General features: G+C 57.2%; 23 protein-coding genes, 1 pseudogene and 1 riboswitch. Of the genes and pseudogenes, 9 read left to right on the top strand and 15 right to left on the bottom strand.

Annotated elements, in window-relative coordinates; genetic code table 11:
* The 5 genes from ACTIKR_RS12190 to ACTIKR_RS12170 form a co-directional block, all read right to left on the bottom strand.
* Positions 1-679 (bottom strand): FtsW/RodA/SpoVE family cell cycle protein (locus ACTIKR_RS12190; RefSeq protein WP_442327959.1); only part of this gene is annotated, 679 nt, incomplete at its 3' end.
* Positions 672-2,741: a penicillin-binding protein 2 gene (gene mrdA / locus ACTIKR_RS12185; protein WP_193089638.1), complete on the bottom strand. Its 2,070-nt coding sequence runs from the start codon at positions 2,739-2,741 to the stop codon at positions 672-674. The genes mrdA and ACTIKR_RS12190, both read right to left, overlap by 8 nt.
* 13 nt (positions 2,742-2,754) lie before the next feature.
* The gene (gene mreD, locus ACTIKR_RS12180; RefSeq protein ID WP_442327958.1) at positions 2,755-3,291 is read right to left on the bottom strand and encodes a rod shape-determining protein MreD; all 537 of its coding nucleotides are present in this window, start codon (positions 3,289-3,291) and stop codon (positions 2,755-2,757) included.
* A 1-nt stretch (position 3,292) separates the two neighbouring features.
* The gene (mreC, locus tag ACTIKR_RS12175) at positions 3,293-4,198 is read right to left on the bottom strand and encodes a rod shape-determining protein MreC (RefSeq protein WP_193089636.1); all 906 of its coding nucleotides are present in this window, start codon (positions 4,196-4,198) and stop codon (positions 3,293-3,295) included.
* Between the two features lie 85 nt (positions 4,199-4,283).
* Positions 4,284-5,327, bottom strand: a complete 1,044-nt coding sequence (locus tag ACTIKR_RS12170) for a rod shape-determining protein (RefSeq protein ID WP_193089635.1) — start codon at positions 5,325-5,327, stop codon at positions 4,284-4,286.
* Between the two features lie 223 nt (positions 5,328-5,550).
* On the opposite strand from ACTIKR_RS12170, the gene gatC reads away from it, so the two are divergent.
* The 3 genes from gatC to gatB are packed head-to-tail and all read left to right on the top strand — an operon-like array spanning position 5,551 to position 8,833.
* Positions 5,551-5,859, top strand: a complete 309-nt coding sequence (gene gatC / locus ACTIKR_RS12165) for an Asp-tRNA(Asn)/Glu-tRNA(Gln) amidotransferase subunit GatC (RefSeq protein WP_193089634.1) — start codon at positions 5,551-5,553, stop codon at positions 5,857-5,859.
* A 2-nt stretch (positions 5,860-5,861) separates the two neighbouring features.
* Positions 5,862-7,382 carry an Asp-tRNA(Asn)/Glu-tRNA(Gln) amidotransferase subunit GatA gene (gatA, locus tag ACTIKR_RS12160; protein ID WP_442327957.1) on the top strand — a complete coding sequence of 507 codons (1,521 nt, stop codon included), beginning with the start codon at positions 5,862-5,864 and terminating at the stop codon, positions 7,380-7,382.
* A complete protein-coding gene (gene gatB, locus ACTIKR_RS12155) occupies positions 7,379-8,833 on the top strand; it encodes an Asp-tRNA(Asn)/Glu-tRNA(Gln) amidotransferase subunit GatB (protein WP_193089632.1) in 1,455 nt (484 codons plus the stop codon). The genes gatA and gatB overlap by 4 nt, the downstream gene beginning before the upstream one ends.
* Before the next feature lie 94 nt (positions 8,834-8,927).
* Here the strand turns inward: gatB and pyrE are convergent, their stop codons facing one another.
* Entirely contained in the window at positions 8,928-9,599 is a 672-nt protein-coding gene (gene pyrE / locus ACTIKR_RS12150) for an orotate phosphoribosyltransferase (protein ID WP_193089631.1), read from the bottom strand.
* A gap of 59 nt (positions 9,600-9,658) precedes the next feature.
* Positions 9,659-10,540 (bottom strand): LysR family transcriptional regulator, encoded by an 882-nt coding sequence (locus tag ACTIKR_RS12145; RefSeq protein ID WP_193089630.1) that lies wholly within the window; start codon positions 10,538-10,540, stop codon positions 9,659-9,661.
* Between the two features lie 280 nt (positions 10,541-10,820).
* Between ACTIKR_RS12145 and ACTIKR_RS12140 the strand changes: the two genes are divergently transcribed.
* The 4 genes from ACTIKR_RS12140 to ACTIKR_RS12125 all read left to right on the top strand — a co-directional run bounded on the left by ACTIKR_RS12140 (position 10,821) and on the right by ACTIKR_RS12125 (position 14,455).
* Complete coding sequence (locus ACTIKR_RS12140; protein ID WP_193089629.1) at positions 10,821-11,213, top strand: DoxX family protein; 393 nt, start codon at positions 10,821-10,823, stop codon at positions 11,211-11,213.
* Between the two features lie 276 nt (positions 11,214-11,489).
* Complete coding sequence (locus ACTIKR_RS12135; RefSeq protein WP_370540245.1) at positions 11,490-12,296, top strand: DODA-type extradiol aromatic ring-opening family dioxygenase; 807 nt, start codon at positions 11,490-11,492, stop codon at positions 12,294-12,296.
* A 149-nt stretch (positions 12,297-12,445) separates the two neighbouring features.
* Complete coding sequence (locus ACTIKR_RS12130; RefSeq protein WP_193089628.1) at positions 12,446-13,306, top strand: DMT family transporter; 861 nt, start codon at positions 12,446-12,448, stop codon at positions 13,304-13,306.
* 345 nt (positions 13,307-13,651) lie between these two features.
* Positions 13,652-14,455, top strand: a complete 804-nt coding sequence (locus ACTIKR_RS12125; protein ID WP_193089627.1) for an exodeoxyribonuclease III — start codon at positions 13,652-13,654, stop codon at positions 14,453-14,455.
* A gap of 249 nt (positions 14,456-14,704) precedes the next feature.
* Here ACTIKR_RS12125 and ACTIKR_RS12120 read toward each other — a convergent pair whose 3' ends face one another.
* The 6 genes from ACTIKR_RS12120 to ACTIKR_RS12095 all read right to left on the bottom strand — a co-directional run bounded on the left by ACTIKR_RS12120 (position 14,705) and on the right by ACTIKR_RS12095 (position 20,496).
* Entirely contained in the window at positions 14,705-15,979 is a 1,275-nt protein-coding gene (locus ACTIKR_RS12120; protein ID WP_442327956.1) for a c-type cytochrome, read from the bottom strand.
* Entirely contained in the window at positions 15,976-16,869 is an 894-nt protein-coding gene (locus ACTIKR_RS12115; RefSeq protein ID WP_442327955.1) for a c-type cytochrome, read from the bottom strand. The genes ACTIKR_RS12120 and ACTIKR_RS12115 overlap by 4 nt, the downstream gene beginning before the upstream one ends.
* Before the next feature lie 12 nt (positions 16,870-16,881).
* Positions 16,882-18,153: an AmpG family muropeptide MFS transporter gene (locus ACTIKR_RS12110; protein ID WP_442327954.1), complete on the bottom strand. Its 1,272-nt coding sequence runs from the start codon at positions 18,151-18,153 to the stop codon at positions 16,882-16,884.
* Complete coding sequence (gene metW, locus ACTIKR_RS12105; protein WP_193089623.1) at positions 18,150-18,770, bottom strand: methionine biosynthesis protein MetW; 621 nt, start codon at positions 18,768-18,770, stop codon at positions 18,150-18,152. The genes ACTIKR_RS12110 and metW overlap by 4 nt, the downstream gene beginning before the upstream one ends.
* Positions 18,767-19,963 carry a homoserine O-succinyltransferase MetX gene (gene metX / locus ACTIKR_RS12100; protein ID WP_193089622.1) on the bottom strand — a complete coding sequence of 399 codons (1,197 nt, stop codon included), beginning with the start codon at positions 19,961-19,963 and terminating at the stop codon, positions 18,767-18,769. The genes metW and metX overlap by 4 nt, the downstream gene beginning before the upstream one ends.
* Positions 19,953-20,031: riboswitch (SAM riboswitch) on the bottom strand. Its footprint overlaps the gene before it by 11 nt.
* A 36-nt stretch (positions 20,032-20,067) precedes the next feature.
* Complete coding sequence (locus ACTIKR_RS12095; protein WP_193089621.1) at positions 20,068-20,496, bottom strand: hypothetical protein; 429 nt, start codon at positions 20,494-20,496, stop codon at positions 20,068-20,070.
* A gap of 169 nt (positions 20,497-20,665) precedes the next feature.
* On the opposite strand from ACTIKR_RS12095, the gene gshA reads away from it, so the two are divergent.
* Both gshA and ACTIKR_RS12085 read left to right on the top strand, forming a co-directional pair.
* A complete protein-coding gene (gshA, locus tag ACTIKR_RS12090; RefSeq protein ID WP_370540248.1) occupies positions 20,666-22,234 on the top strand; it encodes a glutamate--cysteine ligase in 1,569 nt (522 codons plus the stop codon).
* A 12-nt stretch (positions 22,235-22,246) separates the two neighbouring features.
* Positions 22,247-23,338: an aromatic ring-hydroxylating dioxygenase subunit alpha gene (locus ACTIKR_RS12085; RefSeq protein WP_442327953.1), complete on the top strand. Its 1,092-nt coding sequence runs from the start codon at positions 22,247-22,249 to the stop codon at positions 23,336-23,338.
* 104 nt (positions 23,339-23,442) lie between these two features.
* On the opposite strand, the gene ACTIKR_RS12080 is transcribed toward ACTIKR_RS12085, so the two are convergent.
* Together ACTIKR_RS12080 and ACTIKR_RS12075 are read right to left on the bottom strand one after the other, a co-directional pair.
* Complete coding sequence (locus ACTIKR_RS12080; RefSeq protein ID WP_442327952.1) at positions 23,443-24,894, bottom strand: glycosyltransferase family 2 protein; 1,452 nt, start codon at positions 24,892-24,894, stop codon at positions 23,443-23,445.
* A gap of 95 nt (positions 24,895-24,989) precedes the next feature.
* Positions 24,990-25,859, bottom strand: a pseudogene (locus ACTIKR_RS12075) (hypothetical protein); the annotation flags it as partial.

Below are 25,859 nucleotides of genomic sequence, written 5' to 3'. Positions count from 1 at the left end.
CAAGCAACGTGCACACCCGATGCTTCTGATAGTCGTGCAGAACGACCCAGTCAAAATCAGGGCTGCACAGCATCGGTTCATAGTACAGGATCACTGCAATTGTCACGACACCCAGCACAAACACCGGCACAATCAGCTTGAACGACAAGCCGGCAAAATAGATGATGAAAAAACCAGTACTGAGCACCAGCAGCGCGGTCCCCAGATCGGGCTGCCGAATGATAAGCATGAACGGCACCAGCAGCAGCACGCCGGCAATCAGAAAATCCACCACCCGCAACTCGGAGCGGTGTTTATCGAAATACCATGCAAGCATCAACGGCACGATGATTTTCATCATTTCGGATGGCTGAATGACCGTAACACCGATATCGAGCCATCGCGTCGCACCCTTGCTGGTAATGCCTACCAGCAGTACAGCTATCAGTATCAGCACGCCAATAATATACAGCGGGATGGCAAACTTCATGATGCGTGACGGTGGGATCATCGCCACGAACCACATGACAAAAAAAGCCAGCAGAAAATTGCGTGCCTGGCTGGCAAAACGCCAGTCGGTTCCGCCAACGGCAGAGTGCATGACAGTCATGCCCAGCATGCAGAAAATAACCAGAATCAGTAGCAGCGGCCAATCAAAGGCGCGAAAGGCCCGCAGGATCCAGTCCATCAATTTATTCATTATTCTGCCTTTGTTCGGCGCCATTGCGGCCACTGCCATTGCCGACCGGCGCAAGAATATCGGGCAAATGTTCCGGCGCCTTGTCTTCGGGATTGGCCGGCACCTCTTGCGGCACCAGCACATCAGGCGACGTATCTTCGGCAGGCTCCTCGCTGTCCAGCTCCAGCACGGGCGCCGAATCGACCTGGGCCGAACGCGTTGGCGAGAGCCAGTAATCAAAGACCTTGCGGGCGATGGGCGCCGCAACACTGGCGCCCCAGCCGCCGTTCTCAACAATCAGCGCCACGGCGATTTTCGGCTCCTTGGCTGGCGCAAAACCCATATATAGCGCGTGATCCCATAGAGTGCGCTTCAGAGTGCGCGAATTGTATTTTGATCCCTTCAGACTGAATACCTGAGCCGTACCGGTTTTGCCGGCAGACTCATAAGCGGCGCCGGCAAAACTGCGCTTGGCCGTCCCACGGCGGGTTACCTCGACCAGCGCGTCCTTGACCAGCTGAATCGACGATTGGCTCACCGGAATCTGATAGTCGGGCTGCCTGACCGTTGGCGTGCGTGTCTTGTTGACAGTGTTTTCCATTTCACTGACCAGATGCGGACGAATATACTTGCCGTCCGCCGCCAGCGTAGATGTTGCCTGCGCCAGTTGCATAATGGTAAATGAATTGTACCCCTGGCCCACTACGACCGAAATCGTCTCGCCGGGAATCCAGCGCTGTTGGCGCGGGTCCTTGAAGGCTTTTTTCTTCCACTCGCGCGAGGGCAAAATACCGATCTTCTCGTAATTCAGATCAATTCCGGTCTTGCGTCCGAATCCGAACATCAGAGAAAAGTCATGCAGCGCATCCACGCCAATCAACGGGCCCAGGCTGAAGAAGTACGTATCGGAGGACACGACCAGCGCCCTGTGCATATTGGTCGGCCCGTAGGCAGCACCACCCGCATTGCGAAAACGCTGGTTGCCATATTCGAAATAGCCGGGATCAGGAATGCGGGCATTGGGATCACGCACACCCAGCTTGAGCGCAGCCAATGCCACAAACGGCTTGTAAGTGGATCCGATAGGAAATGTGCCCGACACCGGACGATCAATCAGCGGATGCTGGGGCGAGTCAGCCAGCCGGCGCCAGTTTTCCACGTCAATGCCATCAATAAACAGATTCGGATCATACGATGGCGCCGACACATAGGCCAGAACCTGCCCGTTGCGCGGATCAATGGCAACCAGCGCACCGCGCTCGGGTACGCCTTCCTTGACAAAGCCTTTGTTATACAGGTCTTCGACCATTTTCTGCAGGCCAAGGTCAATCGACAAATGCAGCGTGTCTCCCGGTATCGGATCAATACGCTTTAAGACCTGCACCGGCTTGCCCGATGCCGCTACCTCCACCTCTTCCCAACCCGTCTTGCCATGAAGCACCGCTTCATAACTGGCTTCGATCCCCTTTTTGCCGATCACATCGGTGCCACGATAATTGCCCTCGACGCCATCGCGCTCCAGACGCTCCTGGTCTTTTTCGGAAATACGGCCCACATAGCCCACCACGTGCGCAGCCGACTCGCCCTGCGGATACTCGCGCACCCAGCGGGCACGCAGATTGACATCAGGAAAACGAAAGGAGTGAGCGGCAAAGATGGCCGCTTCATCATCGGTCAGATTACCGCGCAGCATGACCGAGGCGTAGCGCGTCGTCTGGCCCATACGCCGCTTGAAGCGGCGGACATCCAGGGGCGTCAGCGCAATGACCTTGCTGATCTGGCTGATCAGTTCATCCAGTTTTTTTACCTGGGCCGGTACGATTTCCAGCGTATAGTCCCGATAGCTGCGCGCCAGCACTGTCCCATTGCGGTCAACGATATCGCCACGCCGTGGGGCGATGGGCACCAGTGCAATACGGTTACGGTCTGCGCGTTCGGCCAGCCCCTGGTAGCGTTCAACCTGAAGCACCCACAACCTGTCAATCAGCAGCCCGAAGCAACCGAGCACAAACACCAGCGCGATCAGCACGCGCAACCGGATTTTCTTTCGCTGTATGGTGGAACGCTTGCGGAATTCGAACATAGCCCGTTTCCCGTCAGTTCAGCGTTTCGTTATCGTCTACCGGTCGCAGCGGTAGCTTGAGAATCAGATCGGCCACAACCCACATCACACCTGTAATCAATCCCGACAGCAGCCATGTCCAGCCGCTCCAGGCGCCTTGCAGCCACGCGTTCAGCAGATGGCCGGGAAATGGCGCCAGAAAAAACACGGGAAGCATTTGCAGCATCTGGCTGATGAAACCGAATTGCACCATCCTGCGCCGAAACACCATGGCGCCGAAGATCACCAGCACATAGCTGAGGGCGTGCTCACCCATGACATTGGCATCATGCATGTCCATCAGCAAGCCGAAGATCAGGGCACTTGCCAAGCCAACCCCGCGCACCTGTTGCACGCACCAGAAGGCCAGCACCAGAATCAGAATATCGGGCGCCCCCTCCCACTCACGCCAGGGAAGCAGCGAGGCCAGCCAGGTCAGCACGATGGTGATCCAGGCGTAAATGGGACTCGAACCGTAGAAATAATTGGTCCGTTGCAGTGGTTCAAGCGAGGTCAGACTACGTTTGACCATCTCAGTTCACCCTACTTGGCACGGTACTGTTCGAGATATCGGTCAACGACGCCGGAATATCAGGCAGATTATCTGTGGACACCAGCAGCACGAGGAAGTGGCGATAGCGCTCGGGATGCGCCGATGGCACGGCACGCGCACGCATAAAGCCTTCAGCTGAATTGTTGTCGACTGCCGCAATTTTTCCGACCGACAGGCCTTGCGGGTAGATGCCGCCGATACCGCTGGTCACCAGATCATCTCCAGGACGAATATCGGCGCCCAAACCCAGATAGCGTACGTCCAGCCGGCCCGTCTGTCCCGAGCCAAATGCAATGACCCGCAAGCCGTTGCGCAGCACCATGACCGGAACTGAAATTTTATTGTCGGTAACCAGGGTCGCCTCTGAGGTCAAGGGCGTCACGCGCCGGATCTGGCCGACCACTCCGCCCTCGTCAATGACAGGCATGCCCGGGCGAATGCCGTCGTTGCTGCCCTTGGTAAGCACCAGGGTCTGGTTCAGCGGATTGACCGAGGTGTACAGGATTTCTACAGCCACCGAGGGTGTCTGCACCGTTGTCTTGACGGCGAGCAGGCGTCGCAATTGGGCGTTTTCTGCCGCCATCTGTGCGGCGTACGTCGACAGCTGGGCCAGCTCGATGCGTTGCCGCTGAACCGCAGCGCTTTCCTGTTTGGCAATGGTAACTGCATTTGACCAGTCGTACACCTGCGTGACCGCATCGCGCGGCCACATGGCGGTTTTCTGGAACGGATAAAGCATCACGGACACCACTTTGCGCACCGGCTCGAAATAGCGGGTTTGCGAATCGGCGATCATCAGGCCCACACAAAAAATAGCCAGAAAAAAAAGTCTGACCTCTGCAGCTGGCCCGTGAGTGAAAAAACGTAATGAACTGTTTTGCTGCATAGGGCAACCGTAAACGGGAACGGAAGGATCAGGAAGACAACAGCAGAAAAGGATGCAACGGGTGCGCTACATCCCTCAGATGACGTTAGTCGTCAATAAAAATCTGGCCGAGCTTGTCAATATGTTCCAGCGCTTCGCCACACCCGCGCACCACGCAGGTCAGGGGCTCATCGGCAACCACAACCGGAATGCCGGTTTCTTCCTGAAGCAGACGATCCAGATCCTTGAGCAGCGCGCCGCCACCGGTCAGGGCAATACCCTTGTCGGTAATGTCGGCGCCCAGTTCGGGCGGCGTCTGTTCCAGCGCGATTTTCACAGCGGAGACGATATGATTGAGCGGCTCGGTGAGCGCTTCGAGAATTTCATTGGAAGACACGGTAAAGCTGCGCGGCACGCCTTCCGACAAATTGCGACCCTTGACTTCCATTTCCCGCACTTCGGTGCCGGGAAACGCAGAGCCGATGGTTTTCTTGATCGCTTCGGCCGTAGGCTCGCCAATCAGCATGCCATAGTTACGGCGGATGTAATTCATGATGGCTTCATCGAACTTGTCGCCGCCAACGCGCACCGACCCCTTGTACACCATGCCGCCAAGGGAAATGACGGCCACTTCGGTCGTGCCGCCCCCGATATCGACAACCATCGAACCGCTGGCATCGGATACATTCAGGCCGGCGCCAATGGCTGCCGCCATGGGCTCTTCGACCAGGAAGACCTGACGGGCGCCTGCGCCCTGGGCCGATTCGCGAATCACCCGGCGTTCCACCTGGGTTGAACCGCAAGGCACACACACGATGATGCGCGGGCTCATGGTAAACAGGCTGCGCGGATGCACGATGCGGATGAACTGACGCAACATTTGTTCGGTCACTGAATAGTCGGCGATCACACCGTCTTTCATGGGCCGGATGGCCTCGATGTTGCCGGGCACCCGGCCCAGCATCTGTTTGGCGGCATGGCCGACGGCCTGAATGATCTGGCGACCGTTGGAACCGCCTTCGGTGCGAATGGCGACAACCGATGGCTCATCAAGCACAATGCCTTTGCCGCGCACATAGATCAGGGTGTTGGCCGTACCCAGGTCAATGGCCATATCGGTGGATAAAAAGCTTCTTAGAAATCCGAACATAATCGCTCAGTTTAAAATAGGGTCAGAGGAAGGTTTTGCGGAGCGCAAAAGGGCTCAACACACGGGTTTGAACGAGTGAACACGTAATCATAACGTATAATTACTTTTCGATCGCGTGATTTATTGTTTTTGCAGACTGTTTTTCCCAAACCGCTGACTATTTTCAGACAACCTTCACGCGATGTATCCGGCGACTCAATTAATTTCTGAAAAACAAGCGTTTATGGCCCTTACCGAAAACGATGTGAACCGCATTGCCCGCCTCTCCCGGCTCGAACTGGATCCGGCAGAACAGGCGCAGGCGCTCACCGATCTGAACAGCATTCTTGGTCTTATTGAAAAGCTTCAGGCTGTGGACACCCAGGGGGTCGAACCGCTGGCCCATCCGCTGTCGGCTATCCAGGACATTGCCCTGCGTCTGCGCGAAGACGCCGTCACCGAAATCCCCTCCGAGACCACCCGCTCCCGGCTCATGGCCAACGCCCCGGCCCAGGAAGAAGGTCTGTTTCTAGTTCCCAAAGTAATCGAGTAACCATGACCGATATTTCCAGTTTCAGTCTGTCCGGACTGCGCCAGGCGCTGGACGGCAAACAGGTCAGTGCCGTCGAGCTGGCAGAGGCCGCACTCAATCGTGCCGGCCAGCACGCCAGCCTGAATGCATTTTTGCACATTGATCCCGAACTGACGTTCGCCCAGGCGCGTGCCGCCGACGAGCGCATCGCACGCGGCGATGTGCACGCCCTCACCGGCATTCCGATCGCCCATAAAGATGTATTCGTAACGCGCCAGTGGCGCACCACGGCCGGCAGCCTTATGCTCAAGGATTATGTCAGCCCGTTCGACGCCACTGTGGTCACGCATCTGGCCAACGCCGGCGCGGTCAATGTCGGCAAGCTCAACTGCGATGAATTCGCCATGGGTTCCGGCAATGAAAACTCGGCGTTCGGCGTCTGCCGTAATCCCTGGGATCCGCAGGCAGTGCCCGGAGGCTCGTCGGGTGGTTCGGCAGTCGCCGTGGCGGCTGGCATCGTGCCAATCTCTACCGGCACCGACACCGGTGGCTCAGTGCGTCAGCCTGCAGCCCTATGCGGTGTCAGTGGCATCAAGCCCACCTATGGCACGGTCTCCCGGTTCGGCATGGTTGCCTTTGGCTCCAGCCTGGATCAGGCCGGCCCGCTGGCCCGTCACGCCAAAGACCTGGTCACGGCACTGGATACCATCAGCGGTTTCGACCCCATGGATTCGACCAGCTTGCAGGACTGCCTGGGTACGCCCAATGTCGCAGGACGTGTGCAGCAGGCCTTTGACAAGGCAAGCGCCGGCTACCGCGACGGCGGCGCCCGGCCACTGCAGGGCTTGCGCATCGGGGTGCCGCGCGAGTATTTCGGCGCCGGCCTCAACAGCGAAGTCGCCGCTGCCGTTGAGGCCGCACTGGTCGAACTTGAAAAACTCGGTGCGGTCAGGGTGGACATTTCCCTGCCCAACACTGAATTGGCCATTCCTGCCTATTACGTCATTGCCCCTGCCGAAGCATCCAGCAACCTGTCCCGCTACGATGGCGTGCGCTACGGGCATCGCGCCACGGCCTATCGCAATATTGATGAAATGATCAGCCGCTCGCGCGCCGAAGGCTTTGGCGCCGAAGTCCAGCGACGCATCCTTATCGGCTCATACGTGCTGTCTCAAGGCTACTACGATGCCTACTACCTGCAGGCGCAGCGTATCCGCCGATTGATCGTGGACGATTTTCACCAGGCGCTCAGCACCCAGTGCGACATCATTGTGGGGCCAGTCACCCCCGATGTTGCCAAGAATATTGGCGACAACAACGAGGACCCGACCGCCGACTGGCTGGCCGATATTTATACCCTGGGCGTCAGTCTGGCTGGCCTGCCAGCCATGTCGGTCCCTTGTGGTTTCGGTCGAAACGGCACGCGCCCGGTCGGCCTGCATATCATTGGCAATTATTTTGACGAAGGTCGCCTGCTGGCCGTAGCCGACTGCTTCCAGCAGCACACAGACTGGCACACACGCACACCGGATATTCAATCATGAAGTGGGAAATCGTTATCGGACTGGAAACCCATACCCAGTTATCTACCCAATCCAAAATTTTCTCGGGCAGCAGCACCGCCTTTGGCGCTGCGCCCAACACCCAGGCCAACTGTGTCGATCTGGCCCTGCCCGGCAGCCTGCCGGTCATGAACCGGGGCGCGGTCGATCGCGCCATCCGCTTCGGCCTGGCGGTCGGCGGCACCGTATCGCCCCGCTCGATCTTTGCACGCAAAAACTATTTTTATCCCGATCTGCCGAAAAACTACCAAATTACCCAATTTGAAATTCCGGTCGTCGTGGGCGGCAAAATCCGCTTTTTTGTTGGCGATGAAGAAAAAACCGTTAACCTGACGCGGGCGCATCTGGAAGAAGATGCCGGCAAGTCGCTGCACGATACGTTCAAGGGCCCGCAGGGCGAGCCGGCTACCGGCATCGACCTGAACCGCACCGGCACGCCGCTACTGGAGATCGTAACCGAGCCGGAAATGCGTTCCGCTGCCGAAGCGGTCGAATATGCAAAAACCCTGCACGGCCTGGTGGTCTGGCTGGGCATATGCGACGGCAATATGCAGGAAGGCTCGTTCCGTTGCGACGCCAACGTCTCGGTGCGGCCGGTCGGCCAGAAGGAATTCGGCACACGTACCGAGATCAAAAACGTCAACTCGTTCCGCTTCCTGGAGCGCGCCATTCTGTTCGAGGCCCGCCGGCAGATCGACGTTCTGGAAGATGGCGGCACCATTATCCAGGAAACCCGACTGTACGATGACGTGAACGATGAGACACGCAGCATGCGGACCAAGGAAGACGCGCACGACTACCGTTATTTTCCTGACCCGGACCTGCCACCACTCATTATCAGCAACGAATGGATCGAACAGGTCCGTGCCAACATGCCCGAGTTGCCCGTGCTGCGACGTGAGCGCTACGAAACCGAACTGGGCCTGCCCGCTTACGACGCAGCCCAGCTTACCGTCACGCGCGGCGTCTCCGACTTTTTCGAAGCGACCATGGCGCGCCTGCCTGCCGAACAGGCTAAGCTGGCATCGAACTGGATCATGGGAGAGCTGGCCGCATCCCTGAACCGGGAAGAGCGCGAGATTGTCGACAGTCCGGTCACGCCCGAAGACCTGGCCAGACTGGTTCAGCGTATTGCCGACGGCACGCTGTCAAACAAGGCCGGTCGTGAGGTGTTTGCCGCCATGTGGGCTGGCGAACATGACCGCAATGTCGATGCTATTGTCGAGGCGCGCGGGCTCAAACAAGTGAGTGACACCGGGGCCATTGGCACACTGATCGATGACGTGCTTGCTGCCCACCCCGCCATCGTTGAAGAATACCGCGCCGGCAAACAAAAAGCCTTCAATTCATTGGTCGGTCAGGTCATGAAGGCCGGCAAGGGCAAGGTCAATCCGGCCCAGGTCAACCAAATGCTCAAGGAAAAACTGGGCTGACCGTTCAGGATATGCTGCAGTGGTCCACCAACCGACCACTGCAGCAGGTATCTGCGGCAAGCGCCGCAGAAAGCCTCTCGGCTTATTGCTGTATTCAGCCGGCAATCCCGTATTTGTTCCGGTAGGCCGACACCGCTGCCTGATACTGGGCAAACGTTGCATCCTCATCAAGCAATTGCATGATATCGTCCAGCGATGCGATGCTAATGACAGGCATCCCGTACTTCTGTTGCACATCCTGCACGGCAGAATGGGCCGACAGCGCATCATCGGCGCCGGCGCGCTCCATCCGGTCAAGCGCAATAAGCACGGCTGCTGGCGTGGCGCCGGCAGCACGAATGATCTCCACGGATTCGCGTACCGACGTACCGGCGGTAATCACATCGTCAATAATCACGACACGTCCCTGTAGCGGCGCGCCCACCAGTGTACCGCCCTCGCCATGGGCCTTGGCTTCCTTACGGTTGAAGGCAAACGGCACATCGGCCGCTTGCGGCCCCTGACCAGCCAGTGCAATGGCCGTGGCCGCCGCCAGCGGGATACCCTTGTAGGCAGGGCCAAACAACATATCGAAGCCCTGTCCCGAATCGAGCAATGCCTGCGCATAGAATCGACCAAGCTCGCCGACCGATCTGCCGGTATTGAACAGGCCGGCGTTGAAAAAATAGGGACTAAGGCGCCCGGACTTTACTTTGAACTGCCCAAAGCGCAAGACCCCTTCCTGCGAGGCGAATCGGACAAAATCAAGACGGTTCTGAGAAGACATGGTGTTCCTGCTGAAATATCGATATGTTGTAGACCCCGCAATGATAAAGCAAGCGCGCCCTACGGCGCCATGGCAGCAGAGAAAAAATCAATAAAGCTGCGCACTTTTCCGGTCTGATACTGGCGACTGATGTAGCTGGCGAAAATATCCAGCGGCGGGCTGTCATGATCGGGCAGCAGGCGCAACAGGCGTTCCTGGCGCAAATCATCCTCCACCAGCCAGGCCGGCAGCATGGCAATGCCCATGCCGGCCAACACCAGTTCGCGACTTAATGTCGTGTCGTTCAACTTCATCAGGCTATGCAGGCTGAACTTCATCATGCCTGCAGGCCCCTGCAGCAGATAATCATTGCGATCGCGATAATTGGGCATGACCGCGCCGTACCGCTCAAGATCCTGAACGGACTGTGGTTGGCCCATGCGACTGATGTAGTCCGGGCTGGATACCAGCATCAGCCGGACAGTCCCGATCTTGCGCACGATCAATTGCGGTTCCGGCTCATGCGTGACCCGTATTGCCAGATCCATCCCGGCCTGGGCAAGTTCGATCTTGCTATTGGTCAGGTAAAGATCCAGCACCACCCTGGGATATCGCTTCTGGTATTGCACCAGCAATTGGGCGATACGGTTGCTGGCGAACCATACCGGCGCGGTGACCCGCAGCACACCACTGGGCTCCCCCTGACGATCGCCCAGCGCCGCCTCGGCCTGATCCAGCACATCCAGGGCATCAACACATTTGTCATAGTACAGCTGACCGGCCTCGGTCAGGCTCAACCTGCGGCTGGTGCGATGCAACAGGCGTGCGCCCACCTGCTGCTCCAGATGCACAATATGTTTACTTGCCATGGGATTGGATATCCCCAAATGCCGGGCCGCGCCCACAAAACTGCCGGCACGCACCACTTCACAGAACACCTTGATACTCAGTAGCGTATCCATACGAAAACTCCCTCATACCCAGTGCAATTGCATATCCGACCGTGGCCGATTGCACATTACCGTCGCAAATATGCTGCATTTATCATTTCCTTATAGGAAATAGTTTATTAATAATATCAGTATATATTTCCTGATGACATACGATTACACTGTTTCATACATTATCCGATGCGGTACCAGCCCGGCGAGTTCATTGTTCAATTGTGATTTTTTGCAATTACCGATAAAGTCATATCAGGCATCCGCCGTATCGATTATTTACCTGACCTAAGGATTAATCATGAAAACAGACCATCTGGTTCCCTACGCCCTTGCCCTGCTCCGTATCGTGTCCGGCTACACCCTGGTGTTGCATGGCACCGCCAAATACTTCCATGTCCCTCATGTTGCAATGTTCGACAACCTGCAAGCATTGTCCATGCCTGGCATCGCCGGCATGATCGAACTGGTTGCCGGGATTTTGCTTATTCTTGGTCTGTTCACCCGTTCTGCAGCGTTCATCGCTTCTGGCATGACGGCAGTTGCCTATTTCTACGCCCATGCGCCTCAGGGCAATGCACTGTTCCCGCTCATGAATGGCGGCGAAACCGCCGTGCTTTACTGCTTCATCTTCCTGTTCATTGCTGCGGCAGGCCCTGGCACCTTCAGTATCGATAGCAGCCGCAAAGCCTAAAACGACCTTCCGACCCCATACGCCCGGGCACAGCCGGTCCCGACTGAGCCAAGCCTGCCGGATCGACATTGACCATCAACGTGCCGGGCTACTGCATCCGCTCCCCGCAAGGGGCAGCGCAGCAGGTTTTTCTTTCCACTTTTTGATTTTTTCGCCCAGCCAATCGGGCCTGTACACCTGCGGCTATATCCTGTCCGGCCCGACGCCGGAGGACATCCTGCACAGCGCAAGACGACCGATCTGCCCGCCTGTACATTTAAGCTTACGGAGATGATGATGACAATGCCTGTTTATTTTATTTCGCACGGCGGCGGCCCGTGGCCCTGGGTTGAGGAATGGAAACCCATGTACGCCGCGTTGCACGACTCGCTGCAGCGCCTGCCGGCACAGTTGCCGGCAACGCCAAAGGCCGTGTTGATGGTATCGGCTCATTGGATTACAGATGAAGTCACCGTAAGCACCGCCGCGCAACCGGGCATGCTGTACGATTATTATGGCTTTCCCGAGCATACCTACGCGGTGCAATATCCGGCACCCGGCGACCCGGCATTGGCCGCACGCGTGCAGACCTTGCTGCAGGCTGGTGGCATCGCTATTGCACAGGACGCCGAGCGTGGCTTCGATCACGGCGCATTCGTACCCATGGCCGTGGCCTTTCCCCAGGCAAATATTCCCATGGTGCAGCTTTCCATCCGCAAGGATTATGATCCGGCATTTCATCTGCAATTGGGCCAGTTGCTGACGCCACTCAGAGAGGAAGGCGTGCTGATTATCGGCAGCGGCCTGAGCTATCACAATCTGCGCCTTCTGGATGAGCGCGGCGCACAGCCATCTGCGCAGTTTGACGCCTGGCTGCAGCAAACCGTCGTGGGCAGCAATCCTGAGCAACGCGCAAACGGCCTGCTTCACTGGGAGCAGGCGCCCTCGGCCAGATTGGCTCACGCCCACGAAGACCACCTGATTCCCCTGATGGTCGCTGCCGGCGCCGCGCAGCAGGATCCGGCCACGCTGTCATACCACGAAGCGCATGCCTTCGGTTCCATCACGGCGTCCAGCTTCCGCTTCAGCCAGACACCCACTTAGGCAAGCGGCGCGACCGGGAGGGCTGCTCGCAGCCATGAGAATGGTAACGAACCATTCTCATGGTCAATGAACTGAATCAGGCGCCAAACGCTTGCCAAATGCCTCGCCGATCTCCACAATACGGGTTTGCCCGAGCGAACACCCCTGACATGACACCGCGACAAAAAGGCCTGACCAGCGCGCACATCGCCGCCGTTTTTTTCGGACTCACCGGCGTGTTGGGCCATGTGATTCACGCCAGCCCCATGACCATTACATTCGGTCGGGCCCTGTTTGCCGTGCTGGCCCTGTATGCCGTTGCACTGTGCCTTAAAACCTCGATCATGCGCGGCCTTGACCGCCGCAGCTACGTGTCCCTGCTTTGTTCCGGGCTGGCATTGACGATTCACTGGGTGACCTTTTTCATGGCCGTCAAAACCGGCGGCATTGCCATTGCCACCCTGGGTTTTGCCAGTTTTCCCGCCTTTATTACGCTGCTGGAGCGACTGGTGCTCAAGGATCAGGTCAATCTCATGGACTGGATCCTGGTGGTATTGGTGATCAGCGGGCTGATTCTGGTGACGCCTGCGATAGACCTGAACAATGCAGGCACCATCGGCCTGTTCTGGGGCGTGATCTCCGCCATTACCTTTGCCGCACTAGCCCTCATCAACCGCACGCTTGGCCGGCTCAACGCCATACAGATCGCCTTCTGGCAGAATCTGGTCGTACTGCTTCTTTGCCTGCCGCTGGGGCTGGGTGGCATGGCCATGCTGTCCGATAGCAGCCTGCTGTGGCTGATCGTACTGGGCGTGATCTGCACAGCGCTCTCGCATTTTCTATTTGTCCATAGCCTGCGCAGCATTCCCGCCCGCAGTGCCGGTCTCATTATTGCCCTCGAACCCGTTTATGCCATCGCCTTTGCCATGGTATTGTTCAACGAACAGCCCACGCTGAAAATGGCACTGGGCGCTGTACTGATCATTACAGCGGCGGTATGGCCACGCAAGCAGACCGGGCACGCTGCCTGACCGGCAGGCCTACAGGCCGCTACGCAGGATCGGCCTTAACGCCGGCGTCCTGATGCGCCTGATGGGCGATCCCTCGGCCCATGAGCAACCATGGCGATACGGCGCAGTTATTACATATGTCATAACCCCATGCTATCGACACATGGCTTGTCGCCGTCCCGACTGACCCCAAGGCGCTCGCAGCGCTGGTAACGACAGTTCGCTGGTGTGGTGAACATGATGATCACGATCGCTGCGGCGCCAATCCCGTACTGGCGCAAACAATGACCCGCGATCAGCGATTGTGGCGATCCCGCCTCAGGCGCTACAATAGGGCTCGCGCTGATTCATCAAAAAGGATTCCCCGTGCTTCGTGTTACCTCACTCAATGTCAACGGCCTGCGTTCCGCCTTCCGCAAGGGGCTGGCTCAATGGATGGAAAATCATAATGCAGATGTCATCTGTCTGCAGGAAATCAAGATCCAGGATGCGGACCTCATCGACGAACTGCGTCACCCGCTCAATTACACCGGCTACTTCTGCCATGCAGAGAAAAAGGGCTACAGCGGTGTAGGCCTGTATCTGAAACACGATGCCAATGTCAGTGCCGGCATGGCCTGCGATGAATTCGATCGTGAAGGCAGGATCTTGCGTGCAGATTTCAAGGACCTGACCATCATCAGCGCCTATCTGCCTTCGGGTTCCAGCGGAGACGAGCGGCAGGCCGCCAAGTTCCGTTTCCTGGAGCATTTCGGGCCCTGGGTTGACGCCATGATGGAAGACCATCGGAAAACCGGCCATAACTACATAATCTGCGGCGACTGGAATATCGCGCACCGGGAAATCGACCTGAAGAACTGGAAAGGCAATCTCAAAAACTCCGGCTTCACTCCGGAGGAGCGCGCCTGGATTTCAGATGTGTTTGACCGCCGCGGCTTCGTGGACGTTTTTCGCAAGGTCAACGAAGAACCGGATCAGTACACCTGGTGGAGTAATCGCGGCCAGGCCTGGGCAAAGAACGTAGGCTGGCGTATCGATTACCAGATCGCCACGCCAGGCATTGCTGAAAAAGCCATCGCCACATCCATTTACAAGGATGAACGCTTCTCGGATCATGCCCCGTTGACCATCGATTATGACTGGAAGCTGGAGCCGGTAGCAAGAGGCTGACCAGCAAAACCCGGGAGCTGCCGAACCGGTAGTTCCCGTCAGCCCATTGATACGCAACACTCAACGGCAGCGCTAATTGCGGCAACGCCAACACCGGCGCCAACGGCGCGCGGCACGACACGCCGACGTCACTATTGAGTCCTGGCGGTTCAGCGGCCGGCTACAACAACCAATCCAGGCCGGCCTGCGCACGCGCTCCGGCCATCAATTGATCGACTGTCAAATCATCACCCGCCAATCTGATCGCCCTCAATCCATATTGCGCACGCGATTGACCTCGCGTTGATTGACCCCGCCCGATTCATTACCCCAGGTATTGCGAATGTAAGTGGCCGCTGCCGCTATTTCCAGGTCGTTCAGAAAATGACGGAATGGCGGCATGCCATAAGGTTGCGGGGTTTGGGCCGTCGTGGGCGTAAACCCGCCATCCATGATCACACGCAACAGCCCCGTCACATCCCGTCCGCGTACCAGGCTATTGCCGTCAAGCGCAGGCCATGCCTGTTCCACGCCTTTGCCATCGGCCTGATGACAGGCAGCACAATACTGTCCATAGATTTTTTTGCCCATGGAATACAGTGTGTCGTTGACATCTCCACTACGTTCGATCTTGATGCCGGCGGCAGGCAATGATTTCAGATAAACAGCAATATCGGAGACATCCTGCTGATTCAGATACTGAACCCCGCGCAATGCTTCGCTCATCGGGCCAACCACGGCGCCATGCACGGATGCACCGGTCAATAGCAAATGCGCAATATCCTGAGCACTCCATACTCCCAGTCCGCCATCGGTATCACCTGTCAGTGCGGGCGCATACCATATGCCATCTGTCATTTTTCCGCCCTGCAGGAAACGGCTTTGGTCCATGCCTCCCAGGCTGTTGCGCGGTGTATGGCATTCTGCGCAGTGCGCCACGCCCTCCACCAGATGCCTGCCGCGCACCAGCGCATCATCCGACGGCTCGGTGCGCGCCACGGCATCAGCAGGCCGGAAATACAGCGCACGCCAGAACGCCAGCAGAAAACGCATATTGAACGGTTGCTGCAGCTCATGAGCGGGCGCCTGGCGATCGCTGGCCGGCAAGGTTTTCAGGTAACTGTAAATGGCATCGGTATCGGCCCGGCTCAGATGCGAATAACTCTGGTACGGAAAGGCCGGGTACAGCAAGGAGCCGTCCGGCGCCTTGCCGTTGTGCAGGGTGTGCCAGAAATCGTCGGCGGTCCAGTTGCCGATTCCATGTTGCGCATCGGGCGTAATATTCGGTGCGAAAAACGTACCAAACTCGGTCTTCAGGCCGCTGCCGCCGGAAAATTCCGGTGTGTCCACTGCCGTGTGGCACCCGACACAATTGCCGATCTGGGTCAGATATTTTCCCCGCGCAATCACCGCTGCAGACGCCTCACCCTTGGGCAGTGCGGATGCCACCAGCGGGCCATCGCGCGAACCCAGCCAATACATAAGGCCGGCTACAACCAGACCGATCACCACTACGGCAGCACAAATTCTTGAAAGCCATTTCATTGCTGCGCTCCCGACACGGTCTGAATCCCACAGGTCACCGGCGTTTTGGCCGATTCATTAATCGTCCCCGGCAAACGGGGATCCTGGCTGGATAGCCATGCCGAGACAGCCTGCACCTCGGCCGAGGTCATTTTCCTGGCGATATCGCCCATGCAATCGGGCTCCACCGAATGACGGATGCCATACTGCCAGGCCCCCATCTGCGCCGTAATATACTCGTTGGACAGGCCGGTCAGGCCCGGGATGCCCGGCTGCATGCCCTTGAGGTTGTCTCCGTGGCAGGCCACACAGGCGGGAATGCCGCGCTCTGCAGCGCCGTGGAGAACCAATTGTTCGCCCTGCTGCAAAATAAGCGGCGATACGCGCGGCGGCGTCACTGTTGCATACTCGGGTGTCTGCTTGCTGAACCAGACTGCAATTTCATACAAGTACTCATCAGACAGGGTGACCAGCAGGCGTTTCATGGGCAGGTATTCACGACGCCCTTCGCGGAAACGCAACAGCTGTTGATAAAGATATTGCGCCGGCTTGCCGGAAATGCGGGGATAGAAGGCATCAGCCCCCTGCACGCCAGTGGCGCCATGACACATGGTACAGGCCGCCAACCTGGCTTGCAGGGAGCCTGGCGTTCCCACCGGAATGCGGTTTTCACCGTTGACCGGTTTGGCCGGCGCAGCCGGTGTCGGTTTGGGTGGTTTGGCCGGAGCCTGGGCGTTCGGTATCTGTCCGGGGTCGGCCATGGTACCGCGGGTGGTGGACACGCTGCCGGTTGGCCGGCCACCCGTTACAGATTCCGGCTGGGCAGGCGTCTGTGCCATCGCTGAAGAAAGCACCAATAGGCTGCACCATGGCGTTGCCGTTTTAAGCACGCCCTTTAAAGTCAGGTTCATCGTTCGTCTCGTTCAAGCGCCGGTCTCGGGTGCCGGTGATGGATCTTTTTCCAGCGCCTTTATTCCGGCACGCATAAGCCAAAGGACCAGCAGTCCCGGCAACGCTATAAAAAAAGTAAATACAAAAAAAGCCGGCCAGCCATAGGCCTCTACAATCGGCGGCGTCAGCGGCCCCGCGACAAATACGCGGCCAACGGCCGACAAGGCCGATAACAGCGCAAACTGGCTGGCGGTAAATTGCACATGGCATAACGCCATCAACAGGGCGACGAACGCGGCCGTCCCCAGGCCGCCACAGAGATTCTCGAAACCCACGCCCAGCGCCATCAGGGGCAGGTTCTGGGGATGCAGTGCAATCATCATATACATCAAATTGGACAGCGCCTGCAACAGACCAAAAAGCATCAGGGAGCGGTACAGCCCCAGCTTGCCCATGATGCCGCCACCGATAAGCGCACCAACGATGGTTGCCACCACCGCAAGAATTTTGTTGACGGAGCCGACCACTTCCGGCGAAAACCCGGCGCCGCGGATCAGAAACGTGGTCGACAACGCACCCGCAAAGGCATCGCCCAGCTTGTACAGTACAATCAGCGCCAGAATACTGATGGCGCCCTTGCGCGAAAAGAATTCCTGGAACGGGACGGTGAACGCATCATACAAGGTGCGCGGCGCGACGTTGGCCCCGGCCGCCTCGGGCTCGGGTGCCAGCCAGGTCAGCACCGCGGCACTGAACATCAGCAGGCCCATGAAGATATACATGCCGCTCCAGCCCATCCAGACGGCAGCCAGCCAGATGGCCAGCCCGCCCGACACCACCATGCCAATGCGATAGCCCAGTGTCCGTATCGCCGCCCCTGCTGCGCGCTCCTCATGGCGCAGCACATCGGCACTGTAGGCGTCAAATGCAATATCCTGGGTTGCCGACAGAAACGCCACCAACGTGGCCAGCGCCGCCAGCCAGAACAGCGAGCGCGACGGGTCCAGCAGGCCCATGCCGCAAATGGTCAGACCCAGCAGGATCTGCGACAAGGCCATCCAGCCGCGACGCCTTCCCATGAAAGGCGGCACATAGCGGTCAATAAAAGGCGCCCACAAAAACTTGAATGTATAGGCTGCGCCCACCAATGTCAGGAAACCAATTTCGGTGAGCGGCACGTCTTCGACCGTGGCCCAGGCCTGCAATGTTCCGCCCGTGAGCGCTAGCGGCAGCCCGCTGGCCAGGCCCAGCAGCAACAGCGGATAGACTCGCGGGCTCAGATACGGGCGGATCAGGTTTATCATGGCGTAGGCTTTCTGTCGGTCTCGAAATGATAAACCGCCAGCGTACTGCGCAGACTGGGCAACAGGGAGATCTCGGTTTCTTCCCGGAAGGTGGCACGCTCCAGAATCCGGAATCCAAGGCGCAGGGCCAGATCCTCAAAATCTTTCAGCGTACATAAATGAATATTGGGTGTGTTATACCACTCATAGGGCATCTGACCGGTAACCGGCATGCGTCCGGTCAGTATGGACAAACCATGCGTCCAGTGGCCGAAGTTGGGAAACGACACCACGCCATAGCGTGCAACGCGTCCCATTTCCTTCAAAATATGTTCGGTGTTGACGACAGCCTGCAAGGTCTGGGAAAGCACAACCGTATCGAACTGCCGGTCATCGAACATGGCCAGGCCTTCCTCCAGGTCCTGCTGAATCACGCGCACCCCTTTGTTGACGCAGGCGATAACCTGGGCGTCTTCCTTTTCCACCCCCACCGCCGTGACGCCGCACCGGCTCTGCAAATGGGCAAGCAGCATACCGTCTCCGCACCCCAGGTCAAGCACCCGGGAGTCGTCGCGAATCCAGCCGGCAATGCGCAATAGGTCGGCGCGTACTTTTTTTTGCTCTGTCGTTGTCGTCATGCTGCTTCCTGATCAAGTTGCACCGCCGTCAGGTTCAGGCTGTCGGCAATGCGCTGATAGTACGCCCTGACCACTGCATGGTAGCGCGGGTCGTCGAGCAGAAACGCATCGTGTCCATGTGGTGCGTCAATTTCGGCATAGGTAACCGGCTGCCCGTTTTTGAGCAGCGCCTTTACCAGTTCACGCGAACGTTCCGGCGGAAAGCGCCAGTCGGTGGAAAAAGACACCGTCAGAAATTCAGCCTGCGCCGGACGCAGGGCTTCGGTCAGGTCGCCGCCATGTTTGCTGGCCGGATCGAAGTAATCCAGCGCCCGCGTAATCAGCAAATAGGTGTTGGCATCAAAATATCTGGAAAATTTCTCGCCCTGATAACGCAGATAGGACTCGACCTCGAACTCGACATCGTAGCCGAACCGGAACTGCCCGTCCTCCGTCGGATTGCGTTTTGCGCGCCCGAATTTTTCGGCCATGTCGTCATCTGACAGATAGGTGATATGTCCCACCATGCGCGCGACGGACAGGCCGCGTGCGGGCACGGTATTGTATTCATAATAATTGCCGCCATGGAAATCGGGATCGCTGATAATCGCGCGCCGCGCCACTTCGTTAAAGGCAATATTTTGTGCCGACAGATTAGTGGTGCTGGCGACCACCACACAATGGGCGATGCGCTCGGGCAACTCAATGGCCCAGCTCAGCGCCTGCATCCCCCCCAGCGAACCACCCATGACCGCAGCAAACCGGTCAATGCCGAAGTGATCTGCGACCCGGGCCTGGGCCCTCACCCAGTCTTCGACCGTCACGACCGGGAAGGTTGATCCCCAGGGCTTGCCCGTCGCCGGGTCGATCGAGGCCGGCCCGGTCGAGCCGAAGCACGAACCCAGATTATTGACCCCGATGACGAAATAGATATTCGTGTCCACCGGCTTTCCAGGTCCGACCATATTGTCCCACCAGCCAACGTCTTTTGCGTCGGTGGCCGACACGCCTGCAACATGATGCGACGCATTGAGCGCATGACAGACGAGCACGGCGTTGCTGCGCTGGGGGTTGAGCGTACCATAGGTTTCCACGGCGAGCGTGTACGACGGTAACACCTGGCCACTGCTGAGCGTGAGCGGTTGATCGAACTGAAGAAATTGGGGCGTAACCACGCCCACAGACTGCTGTGAAGTAGAATGTTGTGAGACCATACGGACCTTTTTAGCGGGATTTTTGAGGCGCCCGCAAGCGGATCAGACAAATCGGCGCCGACCTTTACAGCATTGTATCATTTTAAAAACCAGCAGACAGGCCGTTATCGGAGCGTCATGCCGTTCAGAAATTCGTCCGCAACCGACTCTTTCAGCGTGTTGTCCTGACCGGCCGCGTAGGCCTGGGCAATCACGCCACTGCCCGCAAATACCTTGACGTAGACGCTTGCATTCTCGTTGCCCACGGCTTTTCTGAAAGTCAGTTTCTGTCCGAATGGCGGCAACGGCTCGGGCAACGTCTCATTCATGCTGGCGTATATCGAGCGAAGCAGTGCCTCACCCGCCTTGCGCGTACTGGCCTCGTCCTGCTTTGCCTCCGGCAACAAACTGTAGACAACCGCAAATACCTGATCGTCCACCAACGCCATGTCCATGGTAAAGGGATATGACACCCCTTCGATTTCCGTAGTGCGCGATTCGCTGCGCGGCTTATCAGGAAAAATCGCCTGGACCCGCCCACCAGCGGTAGACACTTCGCGCCAATCGTATTTTGGCGAACAACCTGCCAACAAAACCATGAAAAAAACAAGAGCCAGACGTTTGATCACCTGCACCACCCAAATTAATTAATTCGAAACAAACCGTTTAAAACTGAAAAGCTGCGGAACTCCCTTAAAATCAGCAATTATTGATTTCAGAGATATCTCAGGACGACTTGTGCAGCGCATGACCACACTACAGCAGCATCGAGACTCGCTAACTCATATTCTACGCGGAATTGAACGCGAAGGGCTACGGATCGACCGTGATGGCGCGCTCGCCACCACGCCGCACAGTACTCTTCTGGGCTCCGCGCTGACCCATCCGAATATCACGACCGATTATTCGGAAGCGCTGATCGAGCTGATTACCGGGACACATACTTCAGTGGACGGTCTGCTCGAAGAGCTGACCGACGTACACCGCTTTGCCACCCGCCAGTTCCCGTCCGAAAGCATCTGGATGCAGTCGATGCCAGGGCATCTGCCTGCCGACGACCAGATTCCCATTGCAACTTACGGAAAATCCAACAGCGGCATGCTGCGCCATGTGTATCGTCGCGGCCTGGCTGAGCGCTATGGCCGCACCATGCAATGCATTGCCGGACTGCATTACAATTTTTCACTGCCCGACTCGCTGTGGCAGATTCTTGATCTCGATGGCGCAACAGAGACTGAGCGCCAGTCTGTCGGCTACATGGGACTGATCCGCAATTTCACCCGTTATAACTGGCTGCTCATGTATCTGTTCGGCGCGTCGCCCGCAGTCCCCCGGTCATTTCTGGGCGATCGGCCCAACCCCTTGCGCGAACTGGATCACGACACGCTGTATCTGCCCTACGCCACCAGCCTGCGCATGAGCGACTTGGGCTACCAGAACGATGCACAGGCTGGGCTGAGAATGTGCTACAACGACCTGTCTACCTTCATCAGGAAAATGTATCACGCCGTCACGCAACCCTGGCCCGAGTATCAGGCGCTGGGCACCCATCGCGACGGTCAGTGGATTCAACTGAACACCAATGTGCTGCAGATCGAAAATGAGTACTACTCAACGATTCGGCCCAAGCGCACCACCGCACGTGGCGAAAGACCCATTACGGCGCTCATGGAGCGTGGCATCCAGTACGTCGAGATCCGCTGCCTGGATATTGATCCTTTCAGCGCTGTCGGTATTTCAAACGCAACCTGTCATTTCATGGACGCGTTCCTGCTGTTCTGTGCCGTACATGACAGCCGGCTTTTCCCTTACGACGGTTTCTGTGAAGAAAGCCAGGCCAATTTCACCGACGTAGTCAACCGCGGCCGCGACCCCTCATTGCGCCTGACCAGCAACGGCGAAGACATTTCCATCCCGGCCTGGGGCAATCAATTGCTCGACCAGATTGCACTGTACGCCAAGGAACTGGATATCGCTTTCAGCACCACGCAATACAGCGCGGCGATCCAGGAGCAGCGTCACAAACTGGATGACGTCTCTGCCACGCCCTCAGCCCGTATCCTGCAGGAGCTTCGCGACAGCGGCCTGAGTTTTGCCGACTATACCCAGTTGCAAAGCCAGCGCCTGTCCGACGAGCTTCGCTTTGATGAACTGTCTGCCGACACCGAGCAGAAAATGCGCGCCAGCGTGCAAAAATCGCTTGAGGAACAAGCGGCGATAGAAGCGTCCGACAACGAAAGCTTTGACGAATATGTCGAGCGTTATATGGCGGCTCTGAAACGGCCGGAATAAACGGAGATTTTCATGTTTCTGAAGAATGCATGGTATGTCGCGGCATGGAGCCACGACATTGTCCATGAGCTTTATCCATTGCAATTGCTCAATGAATATCTGGTGTTCTATCGCCAGCAGGACGGTCAGGTCGTCGCCCTTGAAGACGCCTGCCCGCACCGTAAACTGCCCTTGTCAATGGGCCGGCTCATCGATGACGCCGTTGAATGCGGCTACCACGGGCTGACCTTCAACGGCCAGGGCGCCTGTATTTTCGCCCCGGGCGCAAAAATTCCCCGTGCAGCCACCGTCAAGAATTTTGCCACAACCGAAAAATACGGTCTGGTCTGGGTCTGGATGGGCGACGCAGAAAAAGCTGACGCTTCCCTGATCCCGCATATTGCAGAGTATGGCCATCCTGACTGGGGAATCAATCAGGGCGACGCAATGATGGTCGAATGCAACTACCTGTACATGACCGACAATCTGCTGGACCCTTCGCATGTGGCCTGGGTACACCGCAGTTCGTTCGGCAACAGCGCCTGTGTGAACGAACCCTTGACCACAACGGTGACTGATAACGGCGTCATCGTCTCGCGCTGGATGTATGACACGGAAGTTGCTCCTTTCTATGCGAAGTTCGTCAAGTTCACCGGCAACTGCGATCGCAAGCAGCATTACGAAGTGCGCTATCCGTCACACGCCATCATCAAGGCCGTCTTTACGCCTGCTGGCACCGGCGGCGACGAAGCGGCGACCCATCCCGATGTATTTCTGATGGACTCCTATAATTTTCTGACGCCCGTCGACGAAAAGACCACGCGCTACTTTTGGTTCCAGCTTAGAAACTTCAGTCCCAATGATGCAGACGTGTCGCGCCAATTTGCCGAAGGCGTACGCAAGGCATTTGAAGAAGACCGGATCGTGCTGGGCGCCGTACAAAAGGGCATGGACAATCGCCGCACGCCATTCATCAATCTGAAGCTCGATGGCGGCCCGATCAAGTTTCGCAAGGGACTGGACCGTCTGATCAGCCAGGAACAGACGGCGACGCCTGAAAAGACGGCTAGAACCAAGCTGGCGATCATTCCCATTCAGGAAACCGCCATTAGTCAGGCCGATTAACCAGGCAGGCCAGCCAGGTGGATCCGCCTGGCAAGTTAGCCGGTGCAGCAGGCAAAAACAGCCCCAGCGCGTCATTGCCATGTGACGCAACAAAATAGCGACCCTTAACGTACCCGAAAATGATTGCGGTAGCGCAGCAACCGCCTGCTGGCCAGCCATTGAAAAGGCAGCATAAGCACTGACAACATTCCTGCCACCACAACCGTTGGTTGGGCCATCAGCAAACCCTGAAGAATCGCCATGGCCCCGAGAACGGCCACCACCGTCGTGGTTGTGCTGCGTACCTCTGCCGATTCGTCGCAAATACTCTTGTTGGTGCGATGAAATATTCTGGCGGCTGGCAAATTCCCGGTAAAGGTGGCCAGCGAACTTCTTCCTGCAAGCGCCCAGGAAACGACAAACGTATCGAGCACTTCAGTCAGCTTTGTGCCCACGCCGGAAAGCCGGATAAAGACAAACCGTGACACAAAATCAAGAATAATTGTTGTTGCTGCAATTGCCAGCGCCACTGCGGCGGCATTGGACAAGGGTCCATAGCCCGCAAAGAGCGGAATCAGGAGCATAAAGACCATGGGTATCAGTAAAAAGGCAAACCAGGCTGACAGCTGGGACAGAATCGGCAGAAGATAGTTTTTTTTCACGGTCATAATCCGGGTGAAATACCGGGTAAGCACCTGGAAATTACCGTGAATCCAGCGCTCCCGCTGTTTTTCCAAATCAAAAAAGGTAAACGGCAGCAAGCCCGCGCCGGCCGACTGCGCAATATAGCGACCACGGAATCCACGCATATGCAATTGGAGCCCGATTTCTGCGTCCTCGGTTAGTGTAGAAGTTTTCCATCCGCCCAACGTACGAAGCGCCTTGACCGCAATCACCGACAACGTGCCGGTCAACAGCATGGTATTGGCCGCATCGGCGGCTCTGGTCACAGTCGCAAAATACAGACCCAGTTCATATTTCAATCCTGCAGCCCCTTGCCCCCGATAAGACTGGGGAAACTGAAGATAGTCGTATTCGTTCTGCGCCAGCAGGTTTGATGCACGAGTCAGAAAATCTCTGTCCACGGTATAGTCAGCATCTACAATCACAACGTGCGTAGCCCTGCGATTGCGCAGTTCCAGTGCAATATCCAGTGCGCCAGCCTTGGCATTGGCAACATTGATGCGGTGATAGAATCGCAGCCGCGCGCCCTTTTCCATACAGTGATCACTCACCGGCATCCATAAATCAGGATCGTTCGTATTATTGTCAATCACCAGCAATTCGAAATCATCATAATTGGATGCGAGAATGGAATCGATTGTCTTGATGACAATATCGGGGGGCTCGTTGTGCGTGGGCAAATGGACAGAAAAATACGCTGCGCCACGGCCCGCCGATACTCCCGGGTAGTCTGCGCGTGTGGCGACCAGCTTATCGACAGGTGTCGTTGCCTGCAACCTGCTCTTTCTCCAGTTAACAAACAGCACAGACCATTTCAGCCCCCAGCTCACAATGAACAGAATCGTGTTCGCGTACACTGCAAGAATACTTATAGCCAGAATCCATTTCATCATTAAATTTCCTGATATCGACGCGGTGAATGTCTGCAAAAAATGTTCACATTCGGTTTGCGTAAACGCTGAACAGGCGCACTAAAAAATCATTTTCTTCAAGCCATATCAAGCTCACCCACTTGCATCAACATGGCCTTAACTCTTTGGAGTTGAACGGGCAACTGGCTGTACAACACGCGTTCCCGTCGCAAGCAGTGCGCATGCTGCTCAAGCTGTTGCCACAACATCCCGAATTGCCTGATATTGTCCAGCGCATCGTAACGTGAGGATTCGATATTCAGGAACGCGTACAGGTCATGACAACTTTGTCCCTGCTGCCACATCCGCCGCGCTGACGCTCGGGCACCCGCGCGCAGCAGCACCAGATGCGCAGGCTCCAGTGCTTCATCGATCAGAAAATCCCCACTGCCTGCCCGGATACGTAGCGCCTGTGCCATACCGCCTTCCGCCCTTCCGTCCATGCGACAGGAAGTGACCACTTTGGCCTGGCCGCAATAGCAAATGCGATAGTCATGCAGAGCCACTCGCTGCGCCAACGCCCGGTCCTCAGAAAGCGGTACTGCCGGAACGCCGCCAACAACATCATGGACCAGTCTGCGAATAGCCAGACTGGCGCCGGAAACCTGATTGTGGTGTGGCCAGGTATTATCCGGATCCGGGTCCAGTTGATGTATCAATTCAAGGCAGGTCTGCCGATACTGTCCTTCCAGCGTGTTCTTTCGATGAATGGCGCAGATTTGCTCATACTGCGGATGTGACTGGTCCAGCAAAATATCGCCACACACCAGATCATAGCCGGCAGCAATCTGTGCCAGATTGGCGGACACCCAGTCAATATCTGGTCGCGAGTCCGCATCGGTGCACAGAAGAACACCATCGGGCACGACCGAGAGCGCAGCCCATTGCATCGCCATTCTGCGGATAAAACCCGCCTGGGAAAAGTGGGTCGCCACTGTAATATTGAT

The sequence above is a fragment of the Advenella sp. genome, assembly GCF_052108595.1.
GTDB lineage: Bacteria > Pseudomonadota > Gammaproteobacteria > Burkholderiales > Burkholderiaceae_B > Advenella.
Note: the sequence above shows the minus strand (reverse complement) of the source record. Positions and strands in the feature narration are given on the sequence as shown.